This window comes from Nocardiopsis sp. iso_186 (assembly GCF_056173365.1).
Window position 1 is genome coordinate 2,643,516 of the sequence record NZ_CM149670.1, and the last position, 25,261, is coordinate 2,668,776.

Here is a 25,261-nt window from a genome sequence, read left to right on the forward strand (position 1 = left end):
TCGTTCCAAAGCCGCATAACGAGCCCCCTCACGGTAGGGCACGTTCCGGCTTGCGGCTTCCTCACCGTCCCGGTTCTGTTTACCGGCCGGGACGGCGGGAGCCGATGAACCGCCCCGCGGGGGTCGATCGTTCGCGATCGGCCCCCGCGGGTTTTTTCACCCCTTGGCCAGCGCGCCGGCGAGACTGCCCGCCAGCGGCAACCGTGGAAGCAGCACCGTCTGGTAGGCGTGGTAGGCGTCGGGCTTGCCGCTCCAGGTGGCGCCCTCGGGGACCCCCAACGACACCGCGTCGAGTTCGTGGTGCCAGCTCCCCTTCTCGGTGTCGATCAGGTGCGCCGCGGCATGGTCCCACCACACCCGGTACCAGTGCTCATAGCGCTCGTCGCCGGTGCGCAGACCCAATACCGCCGCAACCGCGATCGCCTCGGCCGCCACCCAGTGCATCCGCGCTCGGACCACCGGGGTGTCGTCGTAGTCCAGGGTGTAGACGAAGCCTTCCGCGCCGTCCACCGACCAGCCGCGCTCCACCGCGAAGGAGAACATCGCCTCGGCGTCGGCCAGGAGCCAGTCCGGCGCCTTCTCCAGCGAGGTCTCCAGGTTCACCAACAGGCGGGCCCACTCCAGCACGTGCCCCACCGTCACCCCGTAGGGACGGAACGGGTGCGCGCGGTCGTCGGAGTTGTAATCCGCGACAGGCTCCCAGTCCGTGGTGAAGTGCTCGGGGAGCCGCCATCCGCGTGTGCCCGCGACCTCGTGCACGAAGAACTCCGCGATCCGCAGTGCGCGCCGGGCCCACACCGACGATCCGGTGGCGTCGGCGGCGGCAAGGAACGCCTCCACCATGTGCATGTTGCTGTTGGCGCCCCGGTAGTCCTCGGTCGCCCCCCAGTCACGGGTCCACCCCTCGCGACAGCGCCCGGTCGCCTCGTCCCAGAACCGCTCCTCGATCACGTTGCCGATATCGGTGAGCAGGGCATCGGCGCCGGGGCGCCCGGCCAGTGCCGCGCTGCTGGCGGCCAGCAGGACGAACGCGTGCTGGTAGGCGTCCTTGCGGTCGTCGGAGGGGGACCCGTCGGCGTTCAGCGCGGCGAACCAGCCGCCGTGCTCGTCGTCGCGCAGCGCACCGCGCAGTGCCTGCACACCGTGGTCGGCCAGCCGGCCGGCCCCGGGGACCCCGTCCAGGTGGGCCAGGGCGAAGACGTGCGTCATCCGCGCGGTGACCCAGGTGTGCACGCCCTGCTCGGCGACGACGGAGCCGTCGGCCCCCAGCCAGCCGAACCCGGTTGCCGGGTGGTCGGCGGCGGAGACGAATTCCAGGAGGCGCAGGGCTTCGTTGTCCAGCCAGACGCGGTGCATGCGCGAAGTGGTCCACTGAGGCATCGAGGGTGGCTCCAATCGGGTCGGGAGAATCGGGCCATCCTTTCGCATCGCCCGCGCGCCGCTTCCCCCGGCACCGGGTGGAGCCGCCTGTTCCCGGAAGGGAGGCCACCGCATCCGCGTACGGATCGGGGGCGACGAACAGCGAACAGGACCCGGCATCCGGCAACTCCGCGTTGTTCGTGGCCTTCGCCGGTATCGCCGGGGCCGGCGAGGTCGCTAATCGCGGCGGCGGGCGGGAGGACCCTCCGACGCCGGCGGGGCGCTCGGGCCGCACGTGCCGAACACCGTCTTTGGTACGGCCCGGTGACCGTCGCCGAACCGATGGGGCACACCGGCCGCCCTGCCCGCCGACGAGACCACAGCACCGGAAAGGCTTGCCCGCGATCGGTGTGCAGGCCAAAAGCCCTCGCGCGATCCTGCGCCGGTGTTCCTCGGTCCCCGGACGCAAAACCGCCGGCCGTTTGCGCCGACGGGAACGGCCCCACCCTGGGCGTGGCAGGCGCCGGAGACCGGATACCCGTCATTGCGAGTCGTGCGCAGCGCCGTACGCGAGTCAGATCGGCGCGGCCCAGGCCCGGGCGAAGGCCAGCCGTACGAGTTCGGCGGGGCCGAGGCGGGAGTCGCGCAGCTCGGCGGAGAACAGCACCGCCCCCACGCAGTCGTTGAGCAGTACCCCCGCCAGCCAGCGCGGCGGAAGCGCCGGATCCAGCAGTCCCGCCTCCTGGGCCCGCGCCATCGGCCCGGCCAGCTCGTCCAGGCACGCCCCGTAGCCCGACTCCGCGCTGCCGGTGACCGTGTCCTGGTTCAGGCCGGGGCCGTTGACGAGCACCGGGTAGATCTGCACCGCCCGCATCGCCACCGCCACAGCTCGGTCCAGCAGCTCGTCCTGCGGGCAGGTCTGTAGACCTGCCTCGGCCACGAGGCGCTGGGTGCCTGAGAAGGCCGTCGCGTAGACCTCGGCCACCAGCTGTTCACGAGCGTGGAAGTGCCGGTAGACGGTCGTGCGTCCGAGCCCGGTCGCCGCGGTGAGCTCGTCCATGCCGGCCCCGGGGGAGGCGGCGAGCAGCTCGGTCGCGGCCCGGATGATCTGTTCGTGGTTGCGGCAGGCGTCCGAGCGCTGTCCCCGTGTCCCGGCCCTGATCGGCTGACCCCTCATGCCTTTCATGGTGCCATGGTCCAGACCAATTTTTCCCACTGTGCTCTGACCAGTTACGGACACTCTGGCCAAGGAAAGGGGTGCGCCCGAAAAGGGCGCACCCCCGAGGGAAGTCCGGTCAGACCTTCTTGAACAGGCCGCCGATCTCCCAGATGTCCTGCGGTGGCTGGGCCTGCTCCACACCCCACGTGCGCACGTCGATGAACCCCGGAGCCAACGGCTCCAGGTCGCCGACCAGGTCGGCGGCCTCCTGGGGGCTGCGGACCCGGCCCCAGTTGCCGTGCGTGTTCTCCAACATGGTGTTGGTCAGCTCCGCCGCGGCCGAAGGATTGTCGCTGACCAGGTGGGAGTAGGCCAGGTAGCTTCCGGCGGGGACCGCGTCCATCATCGCGCTGATGCAGCGGGCGGGGTCGGCCTTGTCGGGGATGCAGTGCAGCAGCGCGATGAACAGCACGCCCACCGGGCGGTCGAAGTCGATCAGCTCCCGCAGCTGCTCGTTGCCCAGGATCTCTTCCGGCCGGGTGGCGTCGGCGGTGAAGACGGTGGTGTTCTTGTTGTCGGCCAACAGCGCGCGGCCGTGCGCGAGCACGATGGGGTCGTTGTCCAGGTAGACCACCCGCACGTCGGGATTGACCCGCTGGGCGACCTGGTGGGTGTTCTCGGCGCTGGGCAGCCCGGAACCCACGTCGATGTACTGGTCGATCCCGAGCTCGTCGGTCATGTGGTGCACGACCCGCGACAGCCACGCCCGGTTGTCCAGGGCGACCTTGCGGATCTCGGGCAGCCCTTCCAAGATCATCTCGGCCACGGCTCGATCGGCAGCGAAGTTGTCCTTGCCGTAGAGCAGCGCGTCATAGATCCGCGCGGTGGTCGGCACGGTCATGTCGATGTCGGGGATGACGGGCTGATCTGCGTCCTTCTCGAGTCCGGCCATGAGGGAGGGGTACCTCGCGTATTCTGCTGGGCGTTGAGGGGCGGTTCGCTCTAACCGCGAATTTTAACCGCGAATCCCCTGTGTTTACGGCATTCCTCGTGTTTCTTGAAACTTGTGCCGCTATGGTTACCCCGTTTCGTCAACGCCGGAGACCTGTTCCCCCGGGCCCTGCGCGGTCAACGCACGCAGGAGCGGTGCCACCGCTGCGGCGACCTCTTCCACTCCTTTGGGGGCGAACGGCGGCGCGACGGTCACCCGGTGCGGGCGGGGCAGTGGGGGAGCCGACCAGAACTCCCGTGGATCGTCGGGAAGCGGGGCCGCTGCGACAGTCGCGGGCGGCGAGGGTTCGGTGCCTGCGGACACCGGTTCCGCGCCGGCGCGCGCCCTCAGCCGCATCTGCGACAGCAGCGCGGCCCGGTCCCGGCCCAGCCACGCCGTGAGCAGGAAGGGGTCACCGTCCAACCGCTCGGCCATGACGTACAGCGCGGCAGCCGTGTGCTTGCACGGGTGGCCCCAGTCCTGGCACGAGCAGGTCAGGACGAGGTCGTGCAGCCCCCGCGGGAACAGGTCCAGGCCCAACACGTCGAATACCTGCTCCACCTCCGCGGGTAGTTCTCCCGACAGCAGCCGTGCCCGAAACAGTGGTTGTCCGGCGAGGGCGGCGACCACCACCTCCCACTGGGCGTCATCGAGTACCCGCCCGATCAGGCTCACCCGGTAGGGCCGGGACCGGCTCCCCCGAACCGAGGCCACCACCTCGCCCGGTCGCACCTTCACCTCCAGCACCGCGCCCGAGGCGGCGTAGGCGCGTCCCCGGGCCAACCGTCCGTCCTCGGTGTCCGACTCCAGGGCCGAGACGAAACGCTGCGACCACCACCGCCGCGCGCTCACGGGGTGACCGCCTCGGGGGACAGGCGCACGACCTCGCGCAGTTGCGCGGTGGAGAGCCCGGTCAGCCACTCCTCACCGGTGCCCACGACGCTCTGGGCCAGGGCTTTCTTACGCTCGATCATCTCGTCCACCCGCTCCTCCAGGGTCCCCACACAGATCAGTTTGCGCACCTGGACGTCGCGACGCTGGCCGATGCGGAACGCACGGTCGGTGGCCTGGTCCTCCACCGCGGGATTCCACCACCGGTCCACGTGCACGACGTGGTTGGCCCGGGTCAGATTCAAACCGGTCCCCGCGGCCTTGAGCGACAACAGGAAGACCATCGGCTCGGCCGACTCCTGGAACCGACGTACCATCTCCTCGCGCCGAGGCCGCGGCGTCCCCCCGTGCAGCCACAAGACCTCCCGGTCCAGCCGCGCGGCGAGATAGGGGGCGAGGCGGTCGCCGAAAGCGGCGTACTGGGTGAAACACAGGGCCTTGTCGCCCTCGGCCAGCGCCTCGGTGAGCAGATGCTCCAACCGGTCCAGCTTGCCCGAACGTCCCGCGAGCGCCGAGCCGTCGCCCAGGAACTGCGCGGGATGGTTGCAGATCTGCTTCAGCCGCGCCATCGTCGCCAGTACCAGCCCCTTGCGTTGGATCCCGTCGGCATCGTCGAGACGCTCGCTCATCTCGTCCACCACGGCCTTGTACAGTGACGCCTGCTCCGGGGTGAGGGTGCACCAGGTGCGCATCTCCAGCTTCTCGGGGAGGTCGGAGATGATGCTCTTGTCGGTCTTGAGGCGCCGCAGGACGAAGGGACCGGTCAACCGTTTGAGCAAGGCGGTGCTCTCCTCGGAGCCCTCCACGTCGTCCCGTCCGGCTCTTGCCGCGATCGTCCGGTCGAAGGCCGCGGCCGGACCGAGCAGGCCGGGGTTGGCGAACTCCATGATCGACCACAGCTCGCCCAGGTTGTTCTCCACCGGGGTGCCGGTCAATGCGATCTTGGTGTCGGCCCGGAGCTCGCGTACGGCGCGGGCCTGCCGGGTGGAGCTGTTCTTGACCGCCTGGGCCTCGTCGCACACCACCCGACGCCAGGGGATTCCCGCCAACTCCTCGACGTCGCGGGTCACCACGCCGTAGGTGGTCACCACCAGGTCGGTACTGCCGAGCAGGCGCGCCAGGTCGTTGCCGCGGGGGCGATCGGGACCGTGCTGCACGTGCACCCGCAGAGCCGGGGCGAACCGGGCGGCCTCGCGCTGCCAGTTGCCCACCAGCGATACCGGACAGACCAGCAGGGTCGGCCCATGGGCGTTTCGTGCCTGCTCCTCGGCCAGGAGCGCCAGCAGTTGAACCGTCTTGCCCAGCCCCATGTCGTCGGCCAGGATCGCGCCCAGCCCGAGGTCACCGAGGAAGCGCAACCATGCGGCGCCACGCTCCTGATAAGGGCGCAACGTCGCGCCGAACCCGTCCGGAAGCCGCAGCGGCTCCAGCGTCCGCTCCGCCGTACCGTCCAGGAGCGCGCCCAGAGCACCGTCGGCGGTCACCTCGGTGACGGGTACCTGCTCCCGGGCATCGGCGGTCACCGCCAGACGCAGCACCTCGGACCGGCGCATCCGGCCTCTGCCCCGGCGGCGCAGGAAGTCCAGTGCGCCCTCCACCGCCGCGGGGTCGATCTCCACCCATCGTCCGCGCAGGCGCACCAACGGCTGTTTGAGCCGGGCCAGTTCGGTCAGGGCCGCCACGTCCAGACGGTCGCCGTCGAGGATCGCCGTGAAGGAGAAGTCCACGAGATCCTCGGCACCGATCCCGCCCCCCTGGGCGCTGGGGCGCTCGTGGGCGTCCAAGGCAAGGCTCAGCGCGGGCCGGCCCGCCCACTCCGGCAGCACCACGGAGAAGCCGGCCGCGGCCAGCCGGGGGGCGATGTCGCGGATGAAGACATAGGCCCCACCGCGGCCGAGTTCGATGTCGGAGGGGGCGAGTTCGCGCAGCACGCGCCGTAGCGCGGGATAGTGCTGGGCAGCCCGGGCGAGCTCGCGCAGGGCCGTGGCCTCCGCCTCGGGGCCCAGCCAGTCCCCGCCCGCCCCCTCCCAGAGGTCGCGCAACGGGAGTTGCAGACTCGGGTCGGTCGCCGATCCCACCCAGAACTCCACCCGCCACACCTCGTCGGCCTCGGCGGTGTCGGGGGCCTCGACGGGCTCGGTCAGGCGCAGCAGCAACCGGGGTTGTCCGTCGCCGTGGCGCGCAGAGTCGAACCAGGAGCGCAGCCCGCTCGCCAGTGCGGGGTCGGGATCGAGCAGGCCCGCCTCGGGAGTGCGCAACGCAGCGGTCCAGGCGGCGGTGCCGGACGGCCGGGGCGCGCGTTCCAGCCGTTCGCGCGCGGTTTCGTTGACAAGCGCGTTCAACACGGACAGGGCGTGCTCGCCGGCGGACGGTCGGGCAAGAGGGTCCAGATGCGCGCGGGCCACGGGGGGCCATGCCTCCGCGAGTGCGGTGAAGAACGCCGCGTCGGTGCCGGTGATCAGAGGACGCCATCGGGCCGTCGGCGGGTCGCCCAGCACCAGGGGGAGCACCCGCCCTCCCGCCACCAGCCGGCGGGCGAGGTCGCGTACGGCGACGAGGTGGCGGGTCCCGGCGCCGATCGCCACATCGCCGGTGACGGCGCTCTCCATGCGTCCCAGTACGGTGGTGACGCTCTCGGCGAAGGCCAGTGCCGGAACGCGCCAGCGGCGCAGGGCCGGCGTGCGTACGGCGGGCGGTTCGGTCAGCGGTTCCAGCCCGGGGGAGGGGAGGGGATGGCGCGCCGAACCGGGCAGGTGCAGTTCGAGCTCTGTGGTCGCCGCCTTCGCGGCGAGGGCGGGACCCAGTGCGGCGGCCAGCCCGTCGTGTCCCAGCGCATAGGGGTGCGGGGCCGCTGCGGCCCGGGATCCGGTGGCGGGGGGAGCGGTGGAGTCCTCGGCCCATACGGCCAGTGCGTGGTCCAGCCACGCGGCGTGCAACACCAGCACGATCCCCGCCTGTTTTCGCTCGTCGGCACGGTTGTCCGTTCCAGTATGGCCGCAGACGGGGACAACGGTGGCGTGACGGACGCCTCCGTCCGCTTCCCAAGTGATCTACATTGTAAAGCTAGTTGTTTGAGCAATTATCAAAAAACCACGCAATCGCCCCGCATCCTGCCCGCGACGGGACGATCACTTCTTCGCTGACGGGTACTCGGCGAAACCCGATGAAGAATTTTCGGCGAAGCTGTCGATTCGGCCTCCTGCCGTTCGACATAGGGGTGAGAAGCGGGGAAATCCCTCGCGATCACGACAGAGGAGTCACCATGCCGCGCTACCTGACGATGATCCGACTCGACGAGCAGAACCCTCCTGCCGAGGAAGACGGCCCCGAGTTCGCCGAGCGCATGGGCGCGCTGTACGAGGAGATCACCAAGGCCGGGGTCATGCTGGACACGGGCGGTCTCGCCCCGACCGCCGAAAGCACCCGGGTCACCTGGTCCGGCGGCACACTCAGCTCCATCGACGGGCCCTTCACCGAGAGCAAGGAGGTCGTCGGCGGATACTCCATCATCCAGGCCAAGGACAAGGCCGAGGCCCTGGAATGGGCCAGGCGCTTCCTCCAGGTCCACGACGAGCACTGGACCATCACCGCCGAGATCCGCGAAATCACCGAAGGCTGACCCGAGCGTGCTTGCCCTGCCCGCGCACGGCTGCTCTGATGGGGAGCTGTGAGGGCAGCAGGCACGAACGAAACGGTCGCAGCGGTGTTTCGGATCGAATCCGCGCGGATCATCGCGAGAGTCGCCCGCATCGTCCGCGACGTGGGAATCGCCGAGGAAATCGCGCAGGACGCACTGGTCGCCGCGCTGGATCAGTGGCCGGAGTCGGGCGTCCCGGACAGTCCGGGCGCCTGGCTCATGGCCACCGCCAAGCACCGCGCCGTCAACCTGGTCCGCCGTAAGGAGACCTACGCGCGCAAGCTGGCCGAGGTCGGGCGGACGCTTGAGGACGCGCCGCCGCCCGAGCCGAGGGACGCCGACGGTATCGATGACGACCTGCTGCGGCTGATCTTCACCGCCTGCCATCCCGTGCTGTGAACGGAGGCCCGGATCGCGCTCACCCTCCGACTGCTGGGCGGACTGACCACCCAGGAGATCGCCCGAGCGTTCCTGGCCGCCGAACCGACGATCGCCCAGCGCATCGTCCGCGCCAAACGGACACTCGCCACGGCCGGCGTTCCCTTCGAGGTCCCGTGCGGCCGGGACCGTACGGCCCGCGTCGCATCGGTCCTGGAGGTCATCTACCTCGTCTTCAACGAGGGCTACTCCGCGACAGCCGGTGAGGACCTGGTCCGTCCGGCGCTGTGCGAGGACGCGCTCCGGCTGGCCCGCGTCCTGGCGGACCTGATGCCCCAGGAGCCCGAGGCCCACGGTCTGGCGGCGCTCCTGGAACTGCAGTCCTCTCGCATCGCGGCCCGGACCGGTCCCGACGGCGCGCCGGTACTGATCGCCGACCAGGACCGCGCAAGATGGAACCGGATGCTCATCCTCCGCGGCATCGAGGCCCTGCGGCGTGCGGGCAGCGGCCCCTACTCCGTCCAGGCCGCGATCGCCGCGTGCCACGCGCGGGCGCTCCGCTATGCCGACACCGACTGGGGGATGATCGCCGCGCTCTACGGCCGGCTCGTGGAGATGGTCCCCTCCCCGGTGATGGAGCTGAACCGGGCGGTCGCCGTCTCGATGGCGCGCGGGCCCGCTGACGCCCTTCCGTTGGTGGACGCCCTGGGAGGGGAACCTGCCTTGAAGAACTACCACCTGCTGCCGAGCGTGCGCGGGGACCTGCTGGAGCGCCTGGGCCGGACGGCGGAGGCCCGCGGGGAGTTCGAGAGGGCGGCGTCGCTGACCCGCAACGCGCGCGAGCGGGATCTCCTCCTGGACCGGGCAGCCCGCGCCGCAACCGAGTCCTGAACCGATGCAGGCGACGTGTCGGCCCTGGCGTCCGGTTGTGCGGTGCGGAGAGCGTCCGCACGGTGCCGTGCAGGGGAGCGGTTCAGGACGTATGGGCACGCAGATGGGCGCGTTCGCCCTGCCGGCCGAAGTGGACTCGCTGTCGGGGCCCTCGACCGGGATCACCTGGAAGACGGCCAGCGCGCGGTCCTGGGACACGCCGACGGGCGCGCCCCCCTGCCTCCAGTTCGGCCTCCGGGGTGTCCAGGTCGGGTCCGACCATGTCCAGCATCCCGGCCGTCTCGGCCTCTTCGCGGGCGCCGGCGATCTCCTCAACGCAAGCGCGGCAGTGACCCTGTCCGATGACCGTTCGGCCCCGACGCCCCCGAGGCGCGGCTGAGGCGCGACCGTGGCCTGCTGATGCGCTCGGCACCACACCGTCTGCCACAGCAATTTGCCGGCGGCGGATCGCCACCGCGCCCGCGCCAAGTCCGACCTCAAGCCACTCTTCCGCAGCCTTCCACCAGGGGCGCCGGCAGCGCCGAATCCGGCCACTGGACTCGGAACCGCCGCCAAGTCACTGACGGTCAAGAAACTGTGCACTCCAGGTTGAGGACAACGCCGGTGGTCAACTCCATCCTTGAGGCATGGGGCACATGCGCCACACGGTCACCTGTACTCCTGCCGCCTCGGGTCCGAAGCGGCACAAGCTGGACTCGGGTCCGGCGGCGGGTCTGTAGAAGCACAGGCCCCGCGGCCGTGGCCCGCTTGTCTCTGTTCTTCGTGGGACAGATCCACATCCCCACCTCTGAAAGGCGTCCGCCTTGCGTTACCTGTCGCGTTTCCTGCCCTTGGCCGTCGCGGTCGGCTTCGCTGTTCCGTTTGCCGCCGCGCCCGCAGCGGCCTTCGCCGCCGCGCCGTCGGGTGCGGCCGTGGAGCGGCCGGCGATCGCAGCGGCCTCCGCCGCCGCGCAGCAGGGCCCGATCGTCGCCGCGCCGCGGGAGAAGGTCATCGGTTACTACCCGACCCAGCGCGCGTGCAACGAGAGTGGCCGCCGCCTGGGGGGCGAGGCATACCGCTGCGCCAGGAACCAGTACGGCGAGTGGATGCTCATCGTCTGGCGGGCCTGACCCCTCCGGGCCGGTCCACCCAAGCGACGGGGCGCCGACGCTGAAGTGGACCGGCCCTCTGACACGCGGAAAACCCTCGTTCTTCTGACGCGTTCCCGAAGGGCGGGGGCGTCGTCGTGTGCGGCGTCAGATGGAGGTCCTGCCGTCGGATCCTGAGGCAGCCCTCCTGCGTCTCTGGGATCCTTCTCGTATTTCCCGGACGCATACCGGTACGCGCATGGTGGTGGAGTCGATGTCCGAGGTCCACCCCTCACCGATGTCAACGGCAGTACGATGACCGCGCCTCCTTTCACCCGGTGGGGGAGAGGGCCGAAAACGCGACGTGCGGGCTCCACCCGACGGAGCCGGACACGCCGGGCCGCGGGGGCCTGGCGGGGTAAGGACGCTCGCCGGGCCCCGACCGCATCCGAACGGGAGGCCCCGCTCGGATGCGGTCGGGGCGGATATCAGGACCGGTCGGTGCCGGGCGATTCGTCGAGGAGCGGCTGTAGGCGGCGGAGGACGTCGATCTGGGCGGGGTTGTAGACGTCCTTGAGGGCCGTGCTGAGCGTCTGCTCGAAGAACCGTGCTCCCCCCGGGGCCTCGGCCTTGATCTCCGCCAAATGGGGATGCCCGGTGCGGAGCTCGCGGAGATAGGGAACCATGCGTTCGGCCACGTCCTGGCGGGTCGGTTCGTCGGCGTCGGCCGGCAGGTCGTCGAACTCGGAGGCCGTCGGATCCTCGGGGAGTTCCTTCAGCAGGTCGGCGTAGGCCTGCATGCCTTGGGGGCCGAGGATCCGGGTCAGGACGACGATGATCGAACGGTCGGCGTCGGACAGTTCGGCTTCGGCAGCGGCCTGGGCGAAATCGGTGGGCAGGTCGGTGGGCGCGGACTGGCGCAGGATGACGCCGAGTTCGAGGCGGACCCGCTGGAGGCGTTCGATGGTGGTGGCGAGCTCGGCGTCGAGGGTGCGCAGGGCCTCTTCCGGGTGGTCGTCGGCGTCGCCCATGTCGGCGATCTGGGCCAGCGAGAACCCGAGGTCGGTCAGGCGTTTGATGCGCAGCACCCGGACGAGGTGGGCGACGCCGTACTGCTTGTAGCCGTTGGCGCGCCGTTCGGGTTCGGCGAGCAGGCCGACCTCGTGGTAGTGGCGTACCGCCCGCAGGCTCGTGCCGGCGAGCTCGGCGATCTCACGGGTACTCCACGCCACGCGTGACACCTCGCTTCGGGGTTCCAGGTGCGGCACGGTCGTGCCGACGTTCTCTGGCCGCAACTGTGCCGTCACGGCACGGTCAACCGCAAGTCGCCCAAAACGGGGGAGTGGCGTGGATCACTCCACCCGGGGGTTGAGTGTGCCGTAACGGCACGGCGTCTTCTGGTTCCCGTCATCCCGCGTTCCCGAACACGAACGAGAGGAACAGCATGGCACTGCCCGACCTGATCGCGGTCGAGCGCTTCCTCGCCCGGCACCTGGGGGGACGCGCCGGCCATGACTGGCCCCCGCCGCCGGGGCCACCGCCACGATCACCCCGCCGGCGATGCCGCCCCCGGTGGCGTCCGACCGGGCGTTGCACCGCTCTAGTACGCGCGGCTCGCCGACTCCGCCGGCGCTGAAACCACCACGCGGCCCCCAGCGGTCCACCCGGTATCGGCCCGCAGGAGAACCGAACCACCGATCCCCCTGCGCATGCGACGACCGTCGGCATGCGCACCGACCACCGTCAGGAGGCGAGGAACAATGCGTCGCAGCCCCGCGGTCTACTTCGCCTCGTACGCGCTGTCCCTGCTGGGCAAGGGCATCGCGAGCGTCGTGATGCCGCTGCTCGTCCTCGACCGCACCGGCGACGTCCTGGCAGCAGGCGTACTCGCGACCGTGACGATGGCGGCCTCCGCCGCAACCGGCCTCTTCGCGGGACTGCTCGTGGACCGGGTCAACCGCCGGACGGTGTCGGTGACCTCCGACCTGCTCGCCGCGCTGTCGGTGGCGGTGCTGCCGCTCATCGACGTCGTCTGGGGCCTGGACCTGACCTGGTTCCTGGTGATGGGCACCGTCGGGGCGGTGATCCGTGTGCCGGGGACGACCGCCCAGGAGACGCTCCTGCCCACCCTGGCGCGACTCGGACCCCCACGACCGGGCCGCCCGGCTCGGCTGGACCGCCTGATCGCCACCCGCGAGACCGTGGGCAGCGTACTACTGCTGGCCGGGCCCGGCCTGGGCGGACTGTTCGTCGGACTGTTCGCGATGTCCCCGACCCTCCTGCTGGCGACCGCCGCCACGAGCCTGCTCGCCGCCCTGACGACGCTCGTACTCGACCCGCGGACCGGCCACGTCCCACGGCGCGCCCCCGTCCCCGCCGATACGGCCGGGGGCGCGGTGCGCCGGGCGGCAGCCGACCTGAGGGACGGGTGGAAGTTCCTCGGCGCCAACCGACTCGTCCTCGGCGCCACCCTGGTCAGCGGGGTATTCATCGCCGTCCTGAGCTCCCTGCAGAGCACCCTCATGCCCGCCTATTTCACCGGTGAGGACCTTCCTGAGCTGACCGGGCTCACGTTGAGCGCGATCGCTGCCGGCAGCATCACCGGCTCCGCGCTCTACGCCGCCTGCGCAGACCGGATCCGCCGCCGCACCTGGTTCGTCATCGGGATGACCGGCACACTCGTCGGGTTCGGCGCGGTGGGCACCATGGCCTCACCGTGGCTGGTACTGGGCGCGGCGGCCCTGGTCGGACTCACCTTCGCACCGGCCTCGGCCGTGCTCGGCGTCCTGACCGTCGAAGCCACACCGGACGCCATGCGCGGCCGTGTCCTCGGCGCGCAGAACACCGTCATGCTCACCGCACCCGCGCTCACCAGCGCCCCGCTCGCGGCCGTCGCAGCCACCGCCGGCCTGCCCGTCGCCGGAGCGGTGATCGCCGTACTCGTCGGCGTCACGGCCCTCACCGCTCTCGCCGCGCCGGCGTTTCGCTCCCTCGACGACCCGCGGAGGGATGAGGCGACCGGAGGCGTTCGCGACGGCCGACGTGTGGTGGATGGGAGTCCGACGGCAGGGGTCGTGGCGGACCCGAACCGCTGACAGGGCCCGGTTCTCCCGGAGGAGCGGGAACCAGGGGCAACCGGGAGTGGTTTCGGCTGCCCTTCTGTGCACAAGGCTCGCCGCCCCGGGAGACCAGCGATGAGCTCTTCCTGGTGGGCCGCCGCAGTTCCACCTCTCGTCGTCCTCCTCCGGCCGCCCGCGGACGGCCGGTTCACCGACGTCGAGGGGCAGCCGGAAGCGGTTCCCGTGCAGAATGCCTGCCGCCCATCGTCTGACCGCCGCGGGATGTCCGGAGCCCCTCCTCCCCGGCCTTGTGGCCGTCGGGCCCGCATCGGGCTACCCGCGGTCGATGGCGGCTTCGACGGCGGTGCCGATGCGGCGCAACGTCGCCAGTTCGTGGGGGTCGAGCCCGTCCATCAGGTACTCGCGGACCGCTGCGACATGGCCCGGTGCCGCCTCCACGACCTCCTCGTAACCGGCCTCGGTCAGGATCGCGTTCGTGCGCCTGCCGGAGCCGGGGATCCGGGCTCGTGAGAGCAGCCCGCGTTTCTCCAGGCGGCCTGCGACGTGTGACAGCCGCGACAGCGACGCCGACGTCCGCGTGGCCAGGCCACTCATCTGCATCGTGTGATCCGGCTCCTCGGACAGGACCGAGAGCACCATGTACTCGAAGAAGGTCAGTCGGGTCTCGCGCTGCATCCGCGCGTCCAGCGCCGCCGGCAAGCTGATCATGATCGCTGAGGTGGCCAGCCATGCGGCCCGCTCGTCGCGGCTCAGCCATCGTGTCTCGGTGGCCGGTCCAGTGGGTTGCCCCGTGCAGGCCCCTTCCACGGCGGGACCTGGTGCATCGGAGGTCAACGCGTTTCGCGTGCTACGGCGGCGTCGCCCGTTCGTGCCGGCTGTGCTCTCTGCCATAAGGCCACACTAACCCCTCTTGTTGACGGGTCAAGTTCAAGGGTGTACATGTTGATGCATCAAGTTCACTTCGCTCCGGGGAAGCTCCGGCATCCGTCCTGTGTCCGGTGCCGACCGTCTCGAAGAGCGGTCCCCGTATCGAGGCGGGTGACCGGCGAACCGATCCAGGAAAGGACGACCAGATGCACATCACGTCGCTAGGAGGGCTCGACGTCTCGCGTATCGGTCTCGGAGTCATGGGGATGTCGGTGTTCTACACGGGCGCCGGCCGTGACGATGCCGAGTCGATCCGTACCATTCGTCGCGCCGTGGATCTGGGCGTCACACATCTGGACACCGCTGAGGTGTACGGGCCCTACGTCAACGAGGAATTGGTGGGGCGCGCCGTCAAGGGACGCCGGGACGAGGTCGTTCTCGCCACCAAGTTCGGCCTCGTCTCCCACACCGGCCGAGCGGGCCCGGACAGCACGCCGGCCAGTATCCGTGCAGCTCTTGACGGGTCCCTGCGGAGGCTCGGGACCGACTACGTCAACCTCTATTACCAACACCGGGTCAACCCCGACACTCCCGTCGAGGAGACGGTGGGAGCGCTGAGCGAGTTGGTGGCCGCGGGCAAGGTACGCCACATCGGACTGTCGGAGGCGGCCGCGGCGACGATCCGTCGGGCTCATGCGGTTCATCCGGTGGCCGCCGTCCAGACCGAGTACTCGCTGTGGACCCGCGACCTGGAGGTCGAAGTACTGCCCGCGCTACGGGAACTCGGGATCGGTCTGGTCCCCTATTCGCCGCTCGGGCACGGCTTCCTCACCGGTGGCATCCGCTCCCTCGACGGCCTGGACGCCACCGACTGGCGTCGCACCAATCCCCGGTTCACCGGCGACAACCTCACGCGCAACCTGCGCATCGTCAACGAGGTGAGCGAGGTCGCCCATGAAGTCGAGGCCACGCCCGCGCAGGTGGCTCTGGCCTGGCTGCTCGCACAGGGAGACGGCATCGCGCCCATTCCGGGCACCAGGCGTGTCAACCGGCTCGAGGAGAACAGCGCGGCCGACAGTATCCGGCTCACCACCGAACAGGTCGCCCGTCTGAACGACCTGACACCGGCGTCCGGCGATCGGCATTCCGCACCCGACATGGCCGCCATCGACCGTTGAGAAGGGTGTGGGGCGAAAGATCCGCCCCACGCTCTCGGGCGGGCGAGCCGTAACAGGTCCGGCCGCCGAGATCTGGACGGGCGCATCCATCAACGTGGGAGAGGTGTACGCCAGTCCGGCCCGCGACATCGTGGACAAGCCCCGCCGCACTCCTGGCTTCGGACACGCCGTCCACAACATCCGCCTTATCGCCCGGGTCGAAGAGGCGGCGCGAACCGGCGTTTGGCAGTGAAGGCGTTCGGTCGAGCCCCGATACTGTGTCTCCCGCCGCAGGGGAGCGGCCCAAGGGAGCGGTCCGGCCGAACCTTCCGGCAGTGGGGGACGGGCGTGCTGCTGCACCTTTGGGAGCGACTGCGGTCGCGCGGGCAACTGCGGCGAGGAATGGCGAGACGAGAACTGCCCGGTCGGTTCCTGCGAGCCGGAAGAAGCAACAGCGAGGCCGGTTTTCTTTTAAAAATCTACAACGTAAAGGTGGCCCTGTTGTTGAAAAACAACACAACGGCAAAAATCGAGTGGCAAGCCACCCGAAAATTCTTGGGCTCCGCCCAAAAAAGCGACATTAGACCCCAAAACTCTTGATTTTTGGGGCTGTTCGGCTACGTGAAGTTCCGTCGATTACGCCCCGTAGGGGCACGGTGTGGTCCGATGGCAGGGAAGTGGAGTCAGCTGCCGGCTCGGGGGTCCTGTGCGGGCAAGAAGCGAAGAGTCGTGGTGGAGAGCGGTGGTCATGGCCGAGTGGACGTGGGCCGTCGGCGCGGACGGCCCATGGGTGAGTGCGGACGGTGCACCGGGCCGGGCCCGGGGGGTCGTGCTGCTTCTGCACGGCGGCGAAGTGGTCGATGACTCGGCGACCGGCACGTGGGACGCGTCGGTGCTGCGCATGCTGCCGTTCGGGTGGGCTTTGCGGAACTGGGGTGCCGCTCGCGGTCTGGCCGTCTGGCGGGTGCGCTTCCGGGTGCGGGGATGGAACGGGAGGCGGGCCGACCCCACGCATGACGTCGCTGTGGTTATGGAAGAGGTGCGGCGCCTGCACGGGGACGTGCCGGTGATTCTGATGGGGCACTCGATGGGGGGACGCGCCGCACTGCTGCGGGCCGGTGACCCTGGGGTGCGCGGAGTGCTCGGACTCGCACCATGGATCGAGCCCGGTGACCCGGTGGAGGGTGTGCGGGGGCGGCACCTGTTGATCGCGCACGCGGCCGGGGACGTGCACACGAGCGCACGGGAATCCCGGCGGTTCGTGGAGCGGGCACGCGGGCCGGCGGCGAGCGCCGATTTCGTGGGAGTGGCGTTGGACGCGCACCCGATGCTGCGGGTGCGCAGGTGGAACGAGGTGGCGGTGGCTTTCGCCGCCGGGGTGCTCGGCTGGGCGTGAAGGGGCCCCGGCCCGCAGGTATCTGGCCGGGACCGGCCGAGCCACCGCGGACGGCCCTGCGCCTCGAGCGTCCCTACCTCTAAGGACGTCGAGGCCGCCGGTCCCGACCGGCTCGGCACCGAGGTCTGGCCGGTCTGCCACGGGGGTGCGTCGCGCTGCGACCGCTTCAGGGCAGCACGGCCACGGCCTCGACCTCGACGAGGTAGCCCGGTGCGGCCAGCGAGGCGACCTCGATCCAGGTGCTCGGCTGCTGGAACTCCACGCCCAGTGTCGCGGCCGCTCGATCGCGCCCGATGACGAACTGCTCGGCCTTGGCCTCGTCGAGGTTGACGCTGTAAACGGTGACCGTGGCCAGGTCGGCCGCCGTTGCCCCGGCGGCGATGTTGAGGGAGCACTTCTCGGCCTGCGCGGCGACGTCGTCGCGGCCCGCGAGGTTGCCCTCGGTGTCCCAGGACACCTGTCCGGCCAAGTACACGGTGCGCGAGCCCTGCGTAACGCCGACCCGATGGTGGACATGCTCTGGGCGCTGCACGGTTCACACGACGGCACCAATTCTCCGGGGCGGAGTAACGCCGTCGTCGTACGGGTGGGTTCGAGGCGGGGGGCGAGAAAGGGGGCGAGCTCGGCCCGCCCTCGCGTCCCTTCCGACGGATCGGTTGCGTCGCCGGTCGTGGTTCCGGTCAGCCGGACGACGGCCGGGCTCGGCGTCAGCGAGGGGTGAGGACGCAGAACTCGTTTCCCTCCGGGTCGGCCAGGACCGTCCACGGTACGTCGCCTTGCCCCAGGTTGACGTCGGTGGCACCGAGGGCCCGCAACCGGTCCGCCTCCACGGCCTGATCGTCGCCGGGGTAGGGCCGGAGGTCGAGGTGGACGCGGTTCTTCACGGTCTTCGCCTCGGAGGAGTGAACGAACTCCAGATACGGGCCGACACTTTTGGAGGAGCGCAGCAGCGCGTGTGCGTCGGTCACCTCGTGCACGGTCCAGTCCGTCGCCCGGCCCCAGAAGCGTGCCATGGCCCTCGGGTCGGCGCAGTTGACCACCACCGCAGCCATCGGGCCGGTGTCCCGGTAGAGCGATCGGGGTTCCAGCACGCGGAACTCGTTTCCCTCCGGGTCGGCCAGGACCGTCCACGGTACGTCGCCTTGCCCCAGGTTGACGTCGGTGGCACCGAGGCCCTTCAGGAGCGCGAGCAGGTCCGCCCGGTGGGCCGCGGAGGTGGTGGCGAGGTTGACGCGCACGCGGTTTCGCACCGTCTTGGGTTCGGGCACACGAAGGACATCGACGCAGAGCGCGACTGGGTCGGGGTAGTCGAAGCCTTGGGGTTCCAGGTTGGTCACGCCGGGCCCCTCGCTGGAAGTCCCCCAACCGAGTACCCGTGCCCAGAAGCGACCGACTGCGGCGTCGTCCTGGGCGTTCATCGCGATTTGGACAAGTCGTGTGGCCATGGTGCCGATCCTATGCCTGTGCGGATCGGGGAGCCCGCCCGCGTTCACCGGTTGTTGCGGGCGGTCCCGGCCGGGCTCATCCGGTCGTCTTCTTCGAGGGGTGACCGGTCCCAGGTCGTGGTGGTGGGAGCGGGGGGCAAGGTGTTCCTCTGAGCCGTGACCCCTGGTTGGTCCTTGGGCGTTTCAGGAGCTGCTTTGCCCTTGGCGGTGGTCTCGGGGGACCGGGTCGGAAGCGGGGTGGGGCGAGCGTGCTCGCCCCACCCCCCGTGGCTCGGGAACGACGTCCGTCGTTAGGTGATGTGCGGTCCGGCCGGGGCCACCGGCGGGTTCGGTGCCGGCCCGCTCAGGCCGGGCAGAGCGTGTCCTGTGATGGTAGGTCGCCCTCGACCAGGAAGGCCGTGGTCACGTCCTGCCCGCATGTGTTGTCGCCGTTGACGTAGACGCCGTGTCCGCTCCCGTCAACGCTTACCAGTCGGGAGCGCTGTGCGAACTTGTCGTTGAGCATTTCTCCGCCGAGGTGCGGTGTGACCGGGTCGCGCTGGTTCTGCACGATCAGGATGTTGCTCGGTCCGTCGTCAACGATCTCCACTGGCGGCTCGGCCGGCTCGTGCGACCAGTAGGCGCAGGGCATGATGTTGGCGCTGGCGGCGCCGTACAGCGGGTATCTTTCCCGGTCCTGGGCGACGCTGCGCTGGTAGGTGTCGAGGTCTTCGGGCCATTCGACGTCGTTGCAGGTTACGGCGAGGAACACCGACCAGGCGTTGTCGAACGGCGACGGTTGTGTCTTCGGTTCGGTGGCGGGGGCCGGTGCACCGGGAGGCTGGGTGTCGTGCGGCTGTTCTTGGACCGGTGCCTCGTCGGAGGCGAGTATGGACTGCCAGCCTTGCGCTGCCTGGGGGTAGAGCGACTCGTGGTAGAGGGTCGCGAAGGTGGCGAGTCGGAAGGTGCTGCCGTCGATGGGGCCTTCTTCCGTGTCCGCGGGGTTCTCGTCGAGCCGCTCGGCGAGTGCGAAGTAGGTCGCGCGCACCTCTTCCGGCGTGGTTCCGAGGCCGTAGTCGTCGTGGCGTTGTGCGGCCCATTGTGCGAAGTCCGGGAAGGTCTGTTCGGCGCCCAGGCCGTACCTGCGCATTCCTTCGTGGTCGAGGTGGGTGTCGCCGATGTTGCTGTCGAGCACGATGCGGTCGGAGCGGTCGGGGAACAGCGAGGCGTATGCGGCGCCCAGTGCCGTGCCGTAGGACGCGCCGTAGAAGCTGATCTGTTGTTCGCCGAGTGCGGCTCGGATCCGGTCCAGGTCGCGGGCCATGTTCGCCGTGGTCAGGTGGCGCAATCGGTCGTCGGTGTCGTTGTGCGCGCACTGGTCGGCGGCGGCCTCGGCGGTTTCGGCCTGCTCGGCCACGGCTGTTTCGTTGACTGCGTACGGTGGGATGTTGCCGCGGTAGTCGGTGGTGAAGCCGCAGCTCACCGGGGAGGAGTATCCGACGCCGCGGGTGTCCATGCCGATCAGGTCGTAGCTGTCGGAGACGTCGGTGGGCAGGCCCCGAGAGACCAGGTCCGTTGGCATCGTCAGCCCGGACCCGCCTGGGCCGCCGGGGTTGAACAGCAGTACGCCGCGTCTCTTGTCGGGGTCGGGGCTGGCCAGGCGGGACACCATGATCTGGATTTCGGTGCCCTTGGGGTCGGTGTAGTCCAGGGGCACCGGTAGTAGGCCGCACTCCAGCTGGGGTGCCTCGGCCGCCACGTCCTCGGGGCAGGTGCCCCATTCCACCGGTGGTGTCGGCTCGCCGTTTTGGTCCTGGGCCGTGGCTGGTGCCGCGACCAGTGAACCGGCGAGGCCGATCGCTATAGCGGGTGCCAGGTACCGGCTCGGGCCATGTCTTCGTCCCACGTCCAACCTCCTGGGTGTCGGTCTTGCCGTTGCTCCCGGCGGCTTGTGACCGTGCCTCGTTGCTGCGGGCCCGGTTGCCACCGCTGTGGATGCTCCCCAGAGTGCTGTCATCACGTTGTGCTTCACAGTGACATCTGTCATGAGTCCTTTGCTGGGAGTAACGGCGTGGGACGGCTGGGGACGTGTGGGCGGTGGGCGGGTCAGTCGGGAGGGGGAGGGAGCACGAGGAGGTCGGTGAGGCGGCGGGACTCGGCGTCCGGGTCGTGGGTGAGGCCGGTGTGGATGGGGCCGGGTTGGACGGTGGTGCTGCGTGGTGCGGTGAGCCAGCGGAAGCGTTGGCCGCGGGGTTGGTCGGCGGCTGGTCCGTGCGGGGCTGTGGGGTGGCAGGTGGCCTCGATGGCGGCGAGGGCGTCCTCGATGGCGGCTGCGTCTGCGTGGGGGTGGAGGGCGTGCAGGCGGGGCCGGTCGAGGTGGGTGCGGGCGGAGAGGTGGTCGTGGTGCTGGCTGTAGAGGATGACGCCGGCGTTGATGACCTCGCCGCGGCGGAGGTCGGGGATGACGCGGATGAGGGCGTATTCGTAGGGGTGGCGGGTCATCGGGGGAGCTCCGGGAGCCAGGCGCGGTTGGTGGCGCGGGCGAGGAGGTGGTCGGTGTAGGCGGTGCGGACGTCGTCGGGGGTGGGGAATCCGGGTTCGTCGGTGAGCCATTGGTCGGGGATGAGGCGGGTGACCTCGGTGAGGAGGTCGTGGGTGATGCGGGGGGCGAGGGCGGTGTCGGCGGCTTTGAGGTCGGGGTGGTCGTTGATGAGGACGTGGTCCTGTGCTTGGTAGGGGCGGGTGAGGGTTGCGGGTGCGCCTGGCCAGTTGTGGTGGAAGATCAGGCTGGCTCCGTGGTCGATGAGGTAGGGCTTGCGGTGCCAGAGGATCAGGTTGGGGTTGCGCCAGGTGCGGTTGACGTTGTTGGTGTAGGCGTCGAGCCAGAGGATGTGGCCGGCGAGGTGGGGGTCGGTGGTGTGGGTGGTGGGGTCGTAGCCGATGGAGTGGGGGAGGTAGTCCATGGCGAGGTTGAGGCCGGCGCTTGCGCGGAGGAGTTCTTGGATCTCGGGGTCGGGTTCGGCGCGGGCGATGAGGGGGTCGAGGTGGATGAGGGCGAGTTCGGGGACGGGGAGGTCGAGGCGGCGGGCGAGTTCGCCGGTGATGATTTCGGCGATGAGGGCTTTGCGGCCTTGGCCGGCGCCGGTGAATTTGATGACGTAGGTGCCGAGGTCGTCGGCTTCGACGATGGCGGGGAGCGAGCCGCCTTCGCGGAGGGGGGCGATGTAGCGAGTGAGGGTGAGGTTGTGGAGCACGGGGTTGATCTTATGGGGGGTGACGTGGGGTTTTTGGGGTTGGTTGCCGGGGGGTAGTGGAGGTCACTCTTTTTGGGTGGTTGTTTGTGGATGGTTGGGGGGTTCAGGGTTGTTGGGTGTCTTTGGTGCCCCGTGAACTCAGGGGTCCGGTGATCCCATGTAAGGAGTGCAGTGACGCACAGCGTGGTCGGTTCCCCGGCCGAGCGGTCGAGCGTGTCCATCTCTTCGGTTCCTGCTGCGGATGATTCTGCGGCGCCGCCTTCTGCGGTGCGGCCACGGCGTTTTGTGGCGTTGCTGGTCCTGGTGCTGGGGGTGCTGACGGCGGTTGGTCCGTTGGCGACGGATTTGTACCTGCCGGCGTTTCCGATGATCGCTGCGGATCTGGGTGCGTCCGAGTCGCGGATCCAGTTGACGCTGACGGCGATCATGGTGGGGTTGGCGCTGGGGCAGTTGGCGTTGGGGCCGATGAGTGACGCCTGGGGGCGGCGTGTGCCGTTGCTGGTGGGTGTCGCGGTGTTCACGGTGGTGTCGTTGGCGTGCATGTTCGTGGAGTCGGCGCAGGCGTTCGTGGTGTTGCGGTTCGTGCAGGGGGTCGCGGGTGCTGCGGGGGCGGTGATCTCGCGGGCGGTTGTGCGTGATCTGTTCGAGGGGGACGAGGCCGCGCGGTTCTTCTCGCGGTTGATGTTGGTGACGGGGTTGGCGCCGATGCTGGGGCCGATTCTTGGTGGGCAGTTGCTTCTGGTGGGGCCGTGGCAGTTGAGTTTCGCGGTGCTGGCGGGGATGAGTGCGCTGAGTTTCGTGTTGGTGCTGGTGTGGTTGCCGGAGAGCCTGCCGGCTGAGCGGCGGCGGCGTCAGGGGCCCGGCGTGCTGTTGGCCACGGTGGGGCGGTTGGTGCGGGATGTGCGCTTCATCGGTCCGACGGTGACGTTGGCGTTGAGTTTCGGGATGATGTTCACCTATATTTCGGCGTTCTCGTTCGTGTCGCAGAAGGAGTTCGGGGCTTCGGCGCAGGACTTCAGTTTGATGTTTGCGGTGAACACGGTGGGTTTGATGGTGGGGACCCAGGTGAACGCGTTGTTGATCGGGCGGGTGGAGACGGTCAGGCGTCTGGTTGCCGGGTTGGTCGTTGGTGTGGTGAGTGTGCTGGTGCTGGCCGGGTTGGCGGTGTGGGGCGGCGTTGGCCTGGTGGGGTTGACGTCGGTGCTGTTCGTGATGATGTTGGGGATGGGTCTGGTGTTTCCCAATGCGATGACGTTGGCGATTTCGTCGCAGCCGCCGCAGGTTGCGGGGACGGCTTCGGCGTTGGTGGGGGCGTTGCAGTTCGCGGTCGGTGGTGGTGTGTCGGCGATGGCGGGGTGGACGGCCACGGGTGAGGCGTCGTTGGGGAGTATGTCGGTGGTGATGGTGTCGGCCGGGGTGTTGGCGCTGGTGGTGTTTGCCTGGGCGTCGTGGCGGTCGAGGCGGTTGGCGGCCGCCGTGTAGTTGGGGGTGCTGGGGCCGGGTGCCTGTCCGTGGGGGCGGGGTGCCCGGCTTTTTGTATGTCTGTGGGGTATTGGGGCTGGTTGTGAGGTTGTTGCTGGCTTGCCGAATAGTGACCGATGCGGGCACAGTAGGGCTTCATCCAGGTGGTCGAGGGGTTCTGTCGGGTTGTGTCTGTGGTTGGGCACTTGGGCGGGTCCCCCTTGCTGAGGAGTGTCGAGGGTATGCGCCAGTCGGGTTCCACCCGCGTTGGAGAGTCGTCGCGGCCGGAGTCGTTGGGGGAACTGGTTTATTGGGCGGCTGCTCGGTCGGCCGCGGGGCCGGTGTTCGACCGGTTGTCGGGTGAGGGTTGGGACGGGGTGTCGGCGACTGCGTTCTTGACGGAGGTGACGGGGGTCGCCAAGGGGTTGATCGCTGGTGGGGTGAGTAGTGGCGACCGGGTGTTGGTTGCTGCGCGTTCGGGTTATGAGCAGGTGGTGGCGGCCTGGGCGGTGTGGGCTGTTCGGGGTGTGGTGGTGAGTGTTCCGGGGGGGTGTGCGCCGGGGTTGTTGCGTCGGGTGGCGCGGTTGACGCGGCCGGCTGCTGCTGTGGTGCAGACGCAGGCGCAGGCGCGGGTGATGGGGGAGTTGCAGCAGGAGCTGGTGGATCTGGGGCGGACGTTCACGTTGGAGTCCGGCGGGGTGGAGGCGGCGGTGAAGACGGGCGCCTACATGGACGGTACGGCGGTGCGCCTTCGGGTTGATGAGTGCCGGGGGGATGATCCGGCGCTGGTGTGTTTCACGGTGACGCGTGACCGGTTGGTGCGGGGGGCGGTGTTGACGCACGCCAATGTGTTGGCGGGTGTGTTCGGTGTGGTGGAGCGGTTGTCGCCTGCGGTGACGGGGTTGGCTGCGGGGGATGCGTTGACGCTGGTGCGGGGCGGCGCGGGTGGGTTCGAGCCGTTGGCGGTGGCGGCTGCGTGTTTGTGGTCGGGCGTGCGTATGGGGTTCGGGCGTGCGGTGGACCATGTGGGGTTCGGGGAGGACATGCGCCGGTATCGGCCGAGTGTGCCGGTGGTGGGGGCGGATTTCTTGGCGTGGCTGTATGAGTGGGAGAAGGGGAAGACGAAGGAGGGGGGCTGGGACGGTGTGCAGATGTTCAATGCCGCGACCCAGCTGGCGGTTGATTATGACAAGCAGGGCAAGCGGGGGGCCCGGGGTGCGTGGCAGCGGATGTCGCGGGCGATGTACGAGTGGGCGTATGGGCGGTTGAAGGAGGCGTTGGGCGGTCGGGTGCGGGTGATCGTGTGCCCGATGGGGGGTTTGGAGGCGCGGTTGACGCATTTCTACGCCGGTGCGGGGTTGCCGGTGCTGGAGGGTGCGGGTCTGGTGCAGGCGGGGGGTGCGGTTGCGTGGAACGTGTGGGGTGCGCATCGGCCCGGGACGGTGGGGGCGCCGTTGTCGGGGGTCGAGGTGGGTGTGTCCGATGGTGGGGAGTTGTTGGTGCGGGGGCCGGGGGTGTTCTCGGGGTATTACGGGGATGCGCAGGAGTCGGGGGTGGCTTTGGCTGATGGGTGGTTGGTGTCGGGGCTGCTGGGCGGGGTGCAGGAGTCGGGCGATGTGGTGGTGAGGGAGCGGCGTCGGGCGCATTTCGCTGCGCCGCGGCGGGGGCCGGCGGAATTGGAGAGGGCGGCTCCGGCCCGGGGGGCGGTGGTGGCCCGGGTCGAGGGGATGGGGGTGGAGTCCGGGGAGGGCGGGGTGCCTGATTTCGTGTCGTTGGAGACGCGGTTGTTGTCGCATCCGTTGATCAGCCAGGTGATTGTTCTGGCGGAGGGGCGGCCGTACGTGAGTGCGTTGATCACGTTGAAGCGGGAGCAGTTGGAGTACTGGCGGTTGGTGAACGGGCATCCGTTGTTGACGCCGTTGAGCGAGATCGCGTTCGCGCCGGAGTTGGGGGTGGAGATCCGGCGGGCGGTGGAGGATGTGAACACGAGTGTGTCGGCGGGGTCGGCGATCCGGGCGTTTCATGTGTTGCCCGAGGAGTTCAGTCCGTCGTCGGGTTTGTTGTTGCCGTCGGGGCGGTTGCGGCGGGACGCGGTGTTGCGGGCGTTCGCCGAGGAGATCGAGGCGTTGTATGCGGGGCCGCCGTCTGGGAGTGGGGCGGGTTAGCGGGGCGGCGGGGTTTCAGGCGGGAGGGCGGGGTAGCGGCGTGTGTGGCGGGGGTCGCGCCGGCTGGTGCGGCTCCTGACGATG

General features: G+C 69.7%; 21 protein-coding genes and 1 pseudogene. 10 read left to right on the forward strand and 12 right to left on the reverse strand.

Features of this window, described 5'->3' with window-relative positions:
• Positions 1 to 156: 156 nt before the first annotated feature.
• From AC0VYP_RS11550 to AC0VYP_RS11570, 5 genes are all read right to left on the reverse strand, one after another.
• Positions 157 to 1,380: an AGE family epimerase/isomerase gene (locus tag AC0VYP_RS11550; protein ID WP_475473987.1), complete on the reverse strand. Its 1,224-nt coding sequence runs from the start codon at positions 1,378 to 1,380 to the stop codon at positions 157 to 159.
• A gap of 553 nt (positions 1,381 to 1,933) precedes the next feature.
• Entirely contained in the window at positions 1,934 to 2,536 is a 603-nt protein-coding gene (locus AC0VYP_RS11555) for a TetR/AcrR family transcriptional regulator (protein WP_285759601.1), read from the reverse strand.
• Positions 2,537 to 2,654: 118 nt separating this feature from the next.
• Entirely contained in the window at positions 2,655 to 3,470 is an 816-nt protein-coding gene (locus AC0VYP_RS11560; RefSeq protein WP_285759602.1) for an SAM-dependent methyltransferase, read from the reverse strand.
• A gap of 126 nt (positions 3,471 to 3,596) precedes the next feature.
• Positions 3,597 to 4,361, reverse strand: a complete 765-nt coding sequence (locus tag AC0VYP_RS11565; protein ID WP_475473989.1) for an SWIM zinc finger family protein — start codon at positions 4,359 to 4,361, stop codon at positions 3,597 to 3,599.
• A complete protein-coding gene (locus AC0VYP_RS11570; protein WP_475473991.1) occupies positions 4,358 to 7,345 on the reverse strand; it encodes a DEAD/DEAH box helicase in 2,988 nt (995 codons plus the stop codon). Before AC0VYP_RS11570 ends, AC0VYP_RS11565 begins: the two co-directional genes overlap by 4 nt.
• Positions 7,346 to 7,662: 317 nt before the next feature.
• On the opposite strand from AC0VYP_RS11570, the gene AC0VYP_RS11575 reads away from it, so the two are divergent.
• The 4 genes and pseudogenes from AC0VYP_RS11575 (at position 7,663) to AC0VYP_RS11590 (ending at position 10,415) form a co-directional block, all read left to right on the forward strand.
• Positions 7,663 to 8,019, forward strand: a complete 357-nt coding sequence (locus AC0VYP_RS11575) for a YciI family protein (RefSeq protein ID WP_285759606.1) — start codon at positions 7,663 to 7,665, stop codon at positions 8,017 to 8,019.
• Positions 8,020 to 8,067: 48 nt separating this feature from the next.
• Positions 8,068 to 9,306 (forward strand): annotated as a pseudogene (locus AC0VYP_RS11580) (RNA polymerase sigma factor).
• 91 nt (positions 9,307 to 9,397) lie between these two features.
• Positions 9,398 to 9,685 carry a hypothetical protein gene (locus AC0VYP_RS11585; protein WP_475473993.1) on the forward strand — a complete coding sequence of 96 codons (288 nt, stop codon included), beginning with the start codon at positions 9,398 to 9,400 and terminating at the stop codon, positions 9,683 to 9,685.
• A 424-nt stretch (positions 9,686 to 10,109) separates the two neighbouring features.
• Positions 10,110 to 10,415: a hypothetical protein gene (locus tag AC0VYP_RS11590; protein WP_475473995.1), complete on the forward strand. Its 306-nt coding sequence runs from the start codon at positions 10,110 to 10,112 to the stop codon at positions 10,413 to 10,415.
• Positions 10,416 to 10,861: 446 nt separating this feature from the next.
• On the opposite strand, the gene AC0VYP_RS11595 is transcribed toward AC0VYP_RS11590, so the two are convergent.
• Positions 10,862 to 11,605 (reverse strand): MerR family transcriptional regulator, encoded by a 744-nt coding sequence (locus AC0VYP_RS11595; RefSeq protein WP_475473997.1) that lies wholly within the window; start codon positions 11,603 to 11,605, stop codon positions 10,862 to 10,864.
• Positions 11,606 to 12,133: 528 nt separating this feature from the next.
• On the opposite strand from AC0VYP_RS11595, the gene AC0VYP_RS11600 reads away from it, so the two are divergent.
• Positions 12,134 to 13,468, forward strand: a complete 1,335-nt coding sequence (locus AC0VYP_RS11600; RefSeq protein ID WP_475473998.1) for an MFS transporter — start codon at positions 12,134 to 12,136, stop codon at positions 13,466 to 13,468.
• A 297-nt stretch (positions 13,469 to 13,765) separates the two neighbouring features.
• Here the strand turns inward: AC0VYP_RS11600 and AC0VYP_RS11605 are convergent, their stop codons facing one another.
• The gene (locus AC0VYP_RS11605; RefSeq protein WP_475473999.1) at positions 13,766 to 14,344 is read right to left on the reverse strand and encodes a MarR family winged helix-turn-helix transcriptional regulator; all 579 of its coding nucleotides are present in this window, start codon (positions 14,342 to 14,344) and stop codon (positions 13,766 to 13,768) included.
• 182 nt (positions 14,345 to 14,526) lie between these two features.
• Here AC0VYP_RS11605 and AC0VYP_RS11610 point away from each other — a divergent pair, with 182 nt between their 5' ends.
• From AC0VYP_RS11610 to AC0VYP_RS11620, 3 genes are all read left to right on the forward strand, one after another.
• Entirely contained in the window at positions 14,527 to 15,498 is a 972-nt protein-coding gene (locus AC0VYP_RS11610; RefSeq protein WP_475474000.1) for an aldo/keto reductase, read from the forward strand.
• A gap of 7 nt (positions 15,499 to 15,505) precedes the next feature.
• Entirely contained in the window at positions 15,506 to 15,730 is a 225-nt protein-coding gene (locus AC0VYP_RS11615) for a hypothetical protein (protein ID WP_475474001.1), read from the forward strand.
• Between the two features lie 495 nt (positions 15,731 to 16,225).
• Positions 16,226 to 16,873 carry an alpha/beta hydrolase gene (locus AC0VYP_RS11620; RefSeq protein WP_285759622.1) on the forward strand — a complete coding sequence of 216 codons (648 nt, stop codon included), beginning with the start codon at positions 16,226 to 16,228 and terminating at the stop codon, positions 16,871 to 16,873.
• A gap of 166 nt (positions 16,874 to 17,039) precedes the next feature.
• Here AC0VYP_RS11620 and AC0VYP_RS11625 read toward each other — a convergent pair whose 3' ends face one another.
• The 5 genes from AC0VYP_RS11625 to AC0VYP_RS11645 all read right to left on the reverse strand — a co-directional run bounded on the left by AC0VYP_RS11625 (position 17,040) and on the right by AC0VYP_RS11645 (position 21,551).
• Positions 17,040 to 17,405, reverse strand: a complete 366-nt coding sequence (locus AC0VYP_RS11625) for a Rid family hydrolase (protein WP_475474003.1) — start codon at positions 17,403 to 17,405, stop codon at positions 17,040 to 17,042.
• 175 nt (positions 17,406 to 17,580) lie between these two features.
• Positions 17,581 to 18,318, reverse strand: a complete 738-nt coding sequence (locus tag AC0VYP_RS11630; protein ID WP_475474005.1) for a VOC family protein — start codon at positions 18,316 to 18,318, stop codon at positions 17,581 to 17,583.
• 343 nt (positions 18,319 to 18,661) lie between these two features.
• Positions 18,662 to 20,083, reverse strand: coding sequence for an alpha/beta hydrolase (locus AC0VYP_RS11635; RefSeq protein ID WP_475474006.1), 1,422 nt, complete (start codon positions 20,081 to 20,083; stop codon positions 18,662 to 18,664).
• A 320-nt stretch (positions 20,084 to 20,403) separates the two neighbouring features.
• Positions 20,404 to 20,799: a DUF3037 domain-containing protein gene (locus AC0VYP_RS11640; RefSeq protein ID WP_285759629.1), complete on the reverse strand. Its 396-nt coding sequence runs from the start codon at positions 20,797 to 20,799 to the stop codon at positions 20,404 to 20,406.
• The gene (locus AC0VYP_RS11645) at positions 20,796 to 21,551 is read right to left on the reverse strand and encodes a HipA family kinase (protein WP_475474007.1); all 756 of its coding nucleotides are present in this window, start codon (positions 21,549 to 21,551) and stop codon (positions 20,796 to 20,798) included. Before AC0VYP_RS11645 ends, AC0VYP_RS11640 begins: the two co-directional genes overlap by 4 nt.
• Before the next feature lie 213 nt (positions 21,552 to 21,764).
• On the opposite strand from AC0VYP_RS11645, the gene AC0VYP_RS11650 reads away from it, so the two are divergent.
• Positions 21,765 to 23,033, forward strand: a complete 1,269-nt coding sequence (locus AC0VYP_RS11650; protein ID WP_475474232.1) for a multidrug effflux MFS transporter — start codon at positions 21,765 to 21,767, stop codon at positions 23,031 to 23,033.
• A 221-nt stretch (positions 23,034 to 23,254) separates the two neighbouring features.
• Positions 23,255 to 25,177 (forward strand): AMP-binding protein, encoded by a 1,923-nt coding sequence (locus AC0VYP_RS11655; RefSeq protein ID WP_475474009.1) that lies wholly within the window; start codon positions 23,255 to 23,257, stop codon positions 25,175 to 25,177.
• The last annotated feature ends 84 nt before the right edge of the window (positions 25,178 to 25,261 follow it).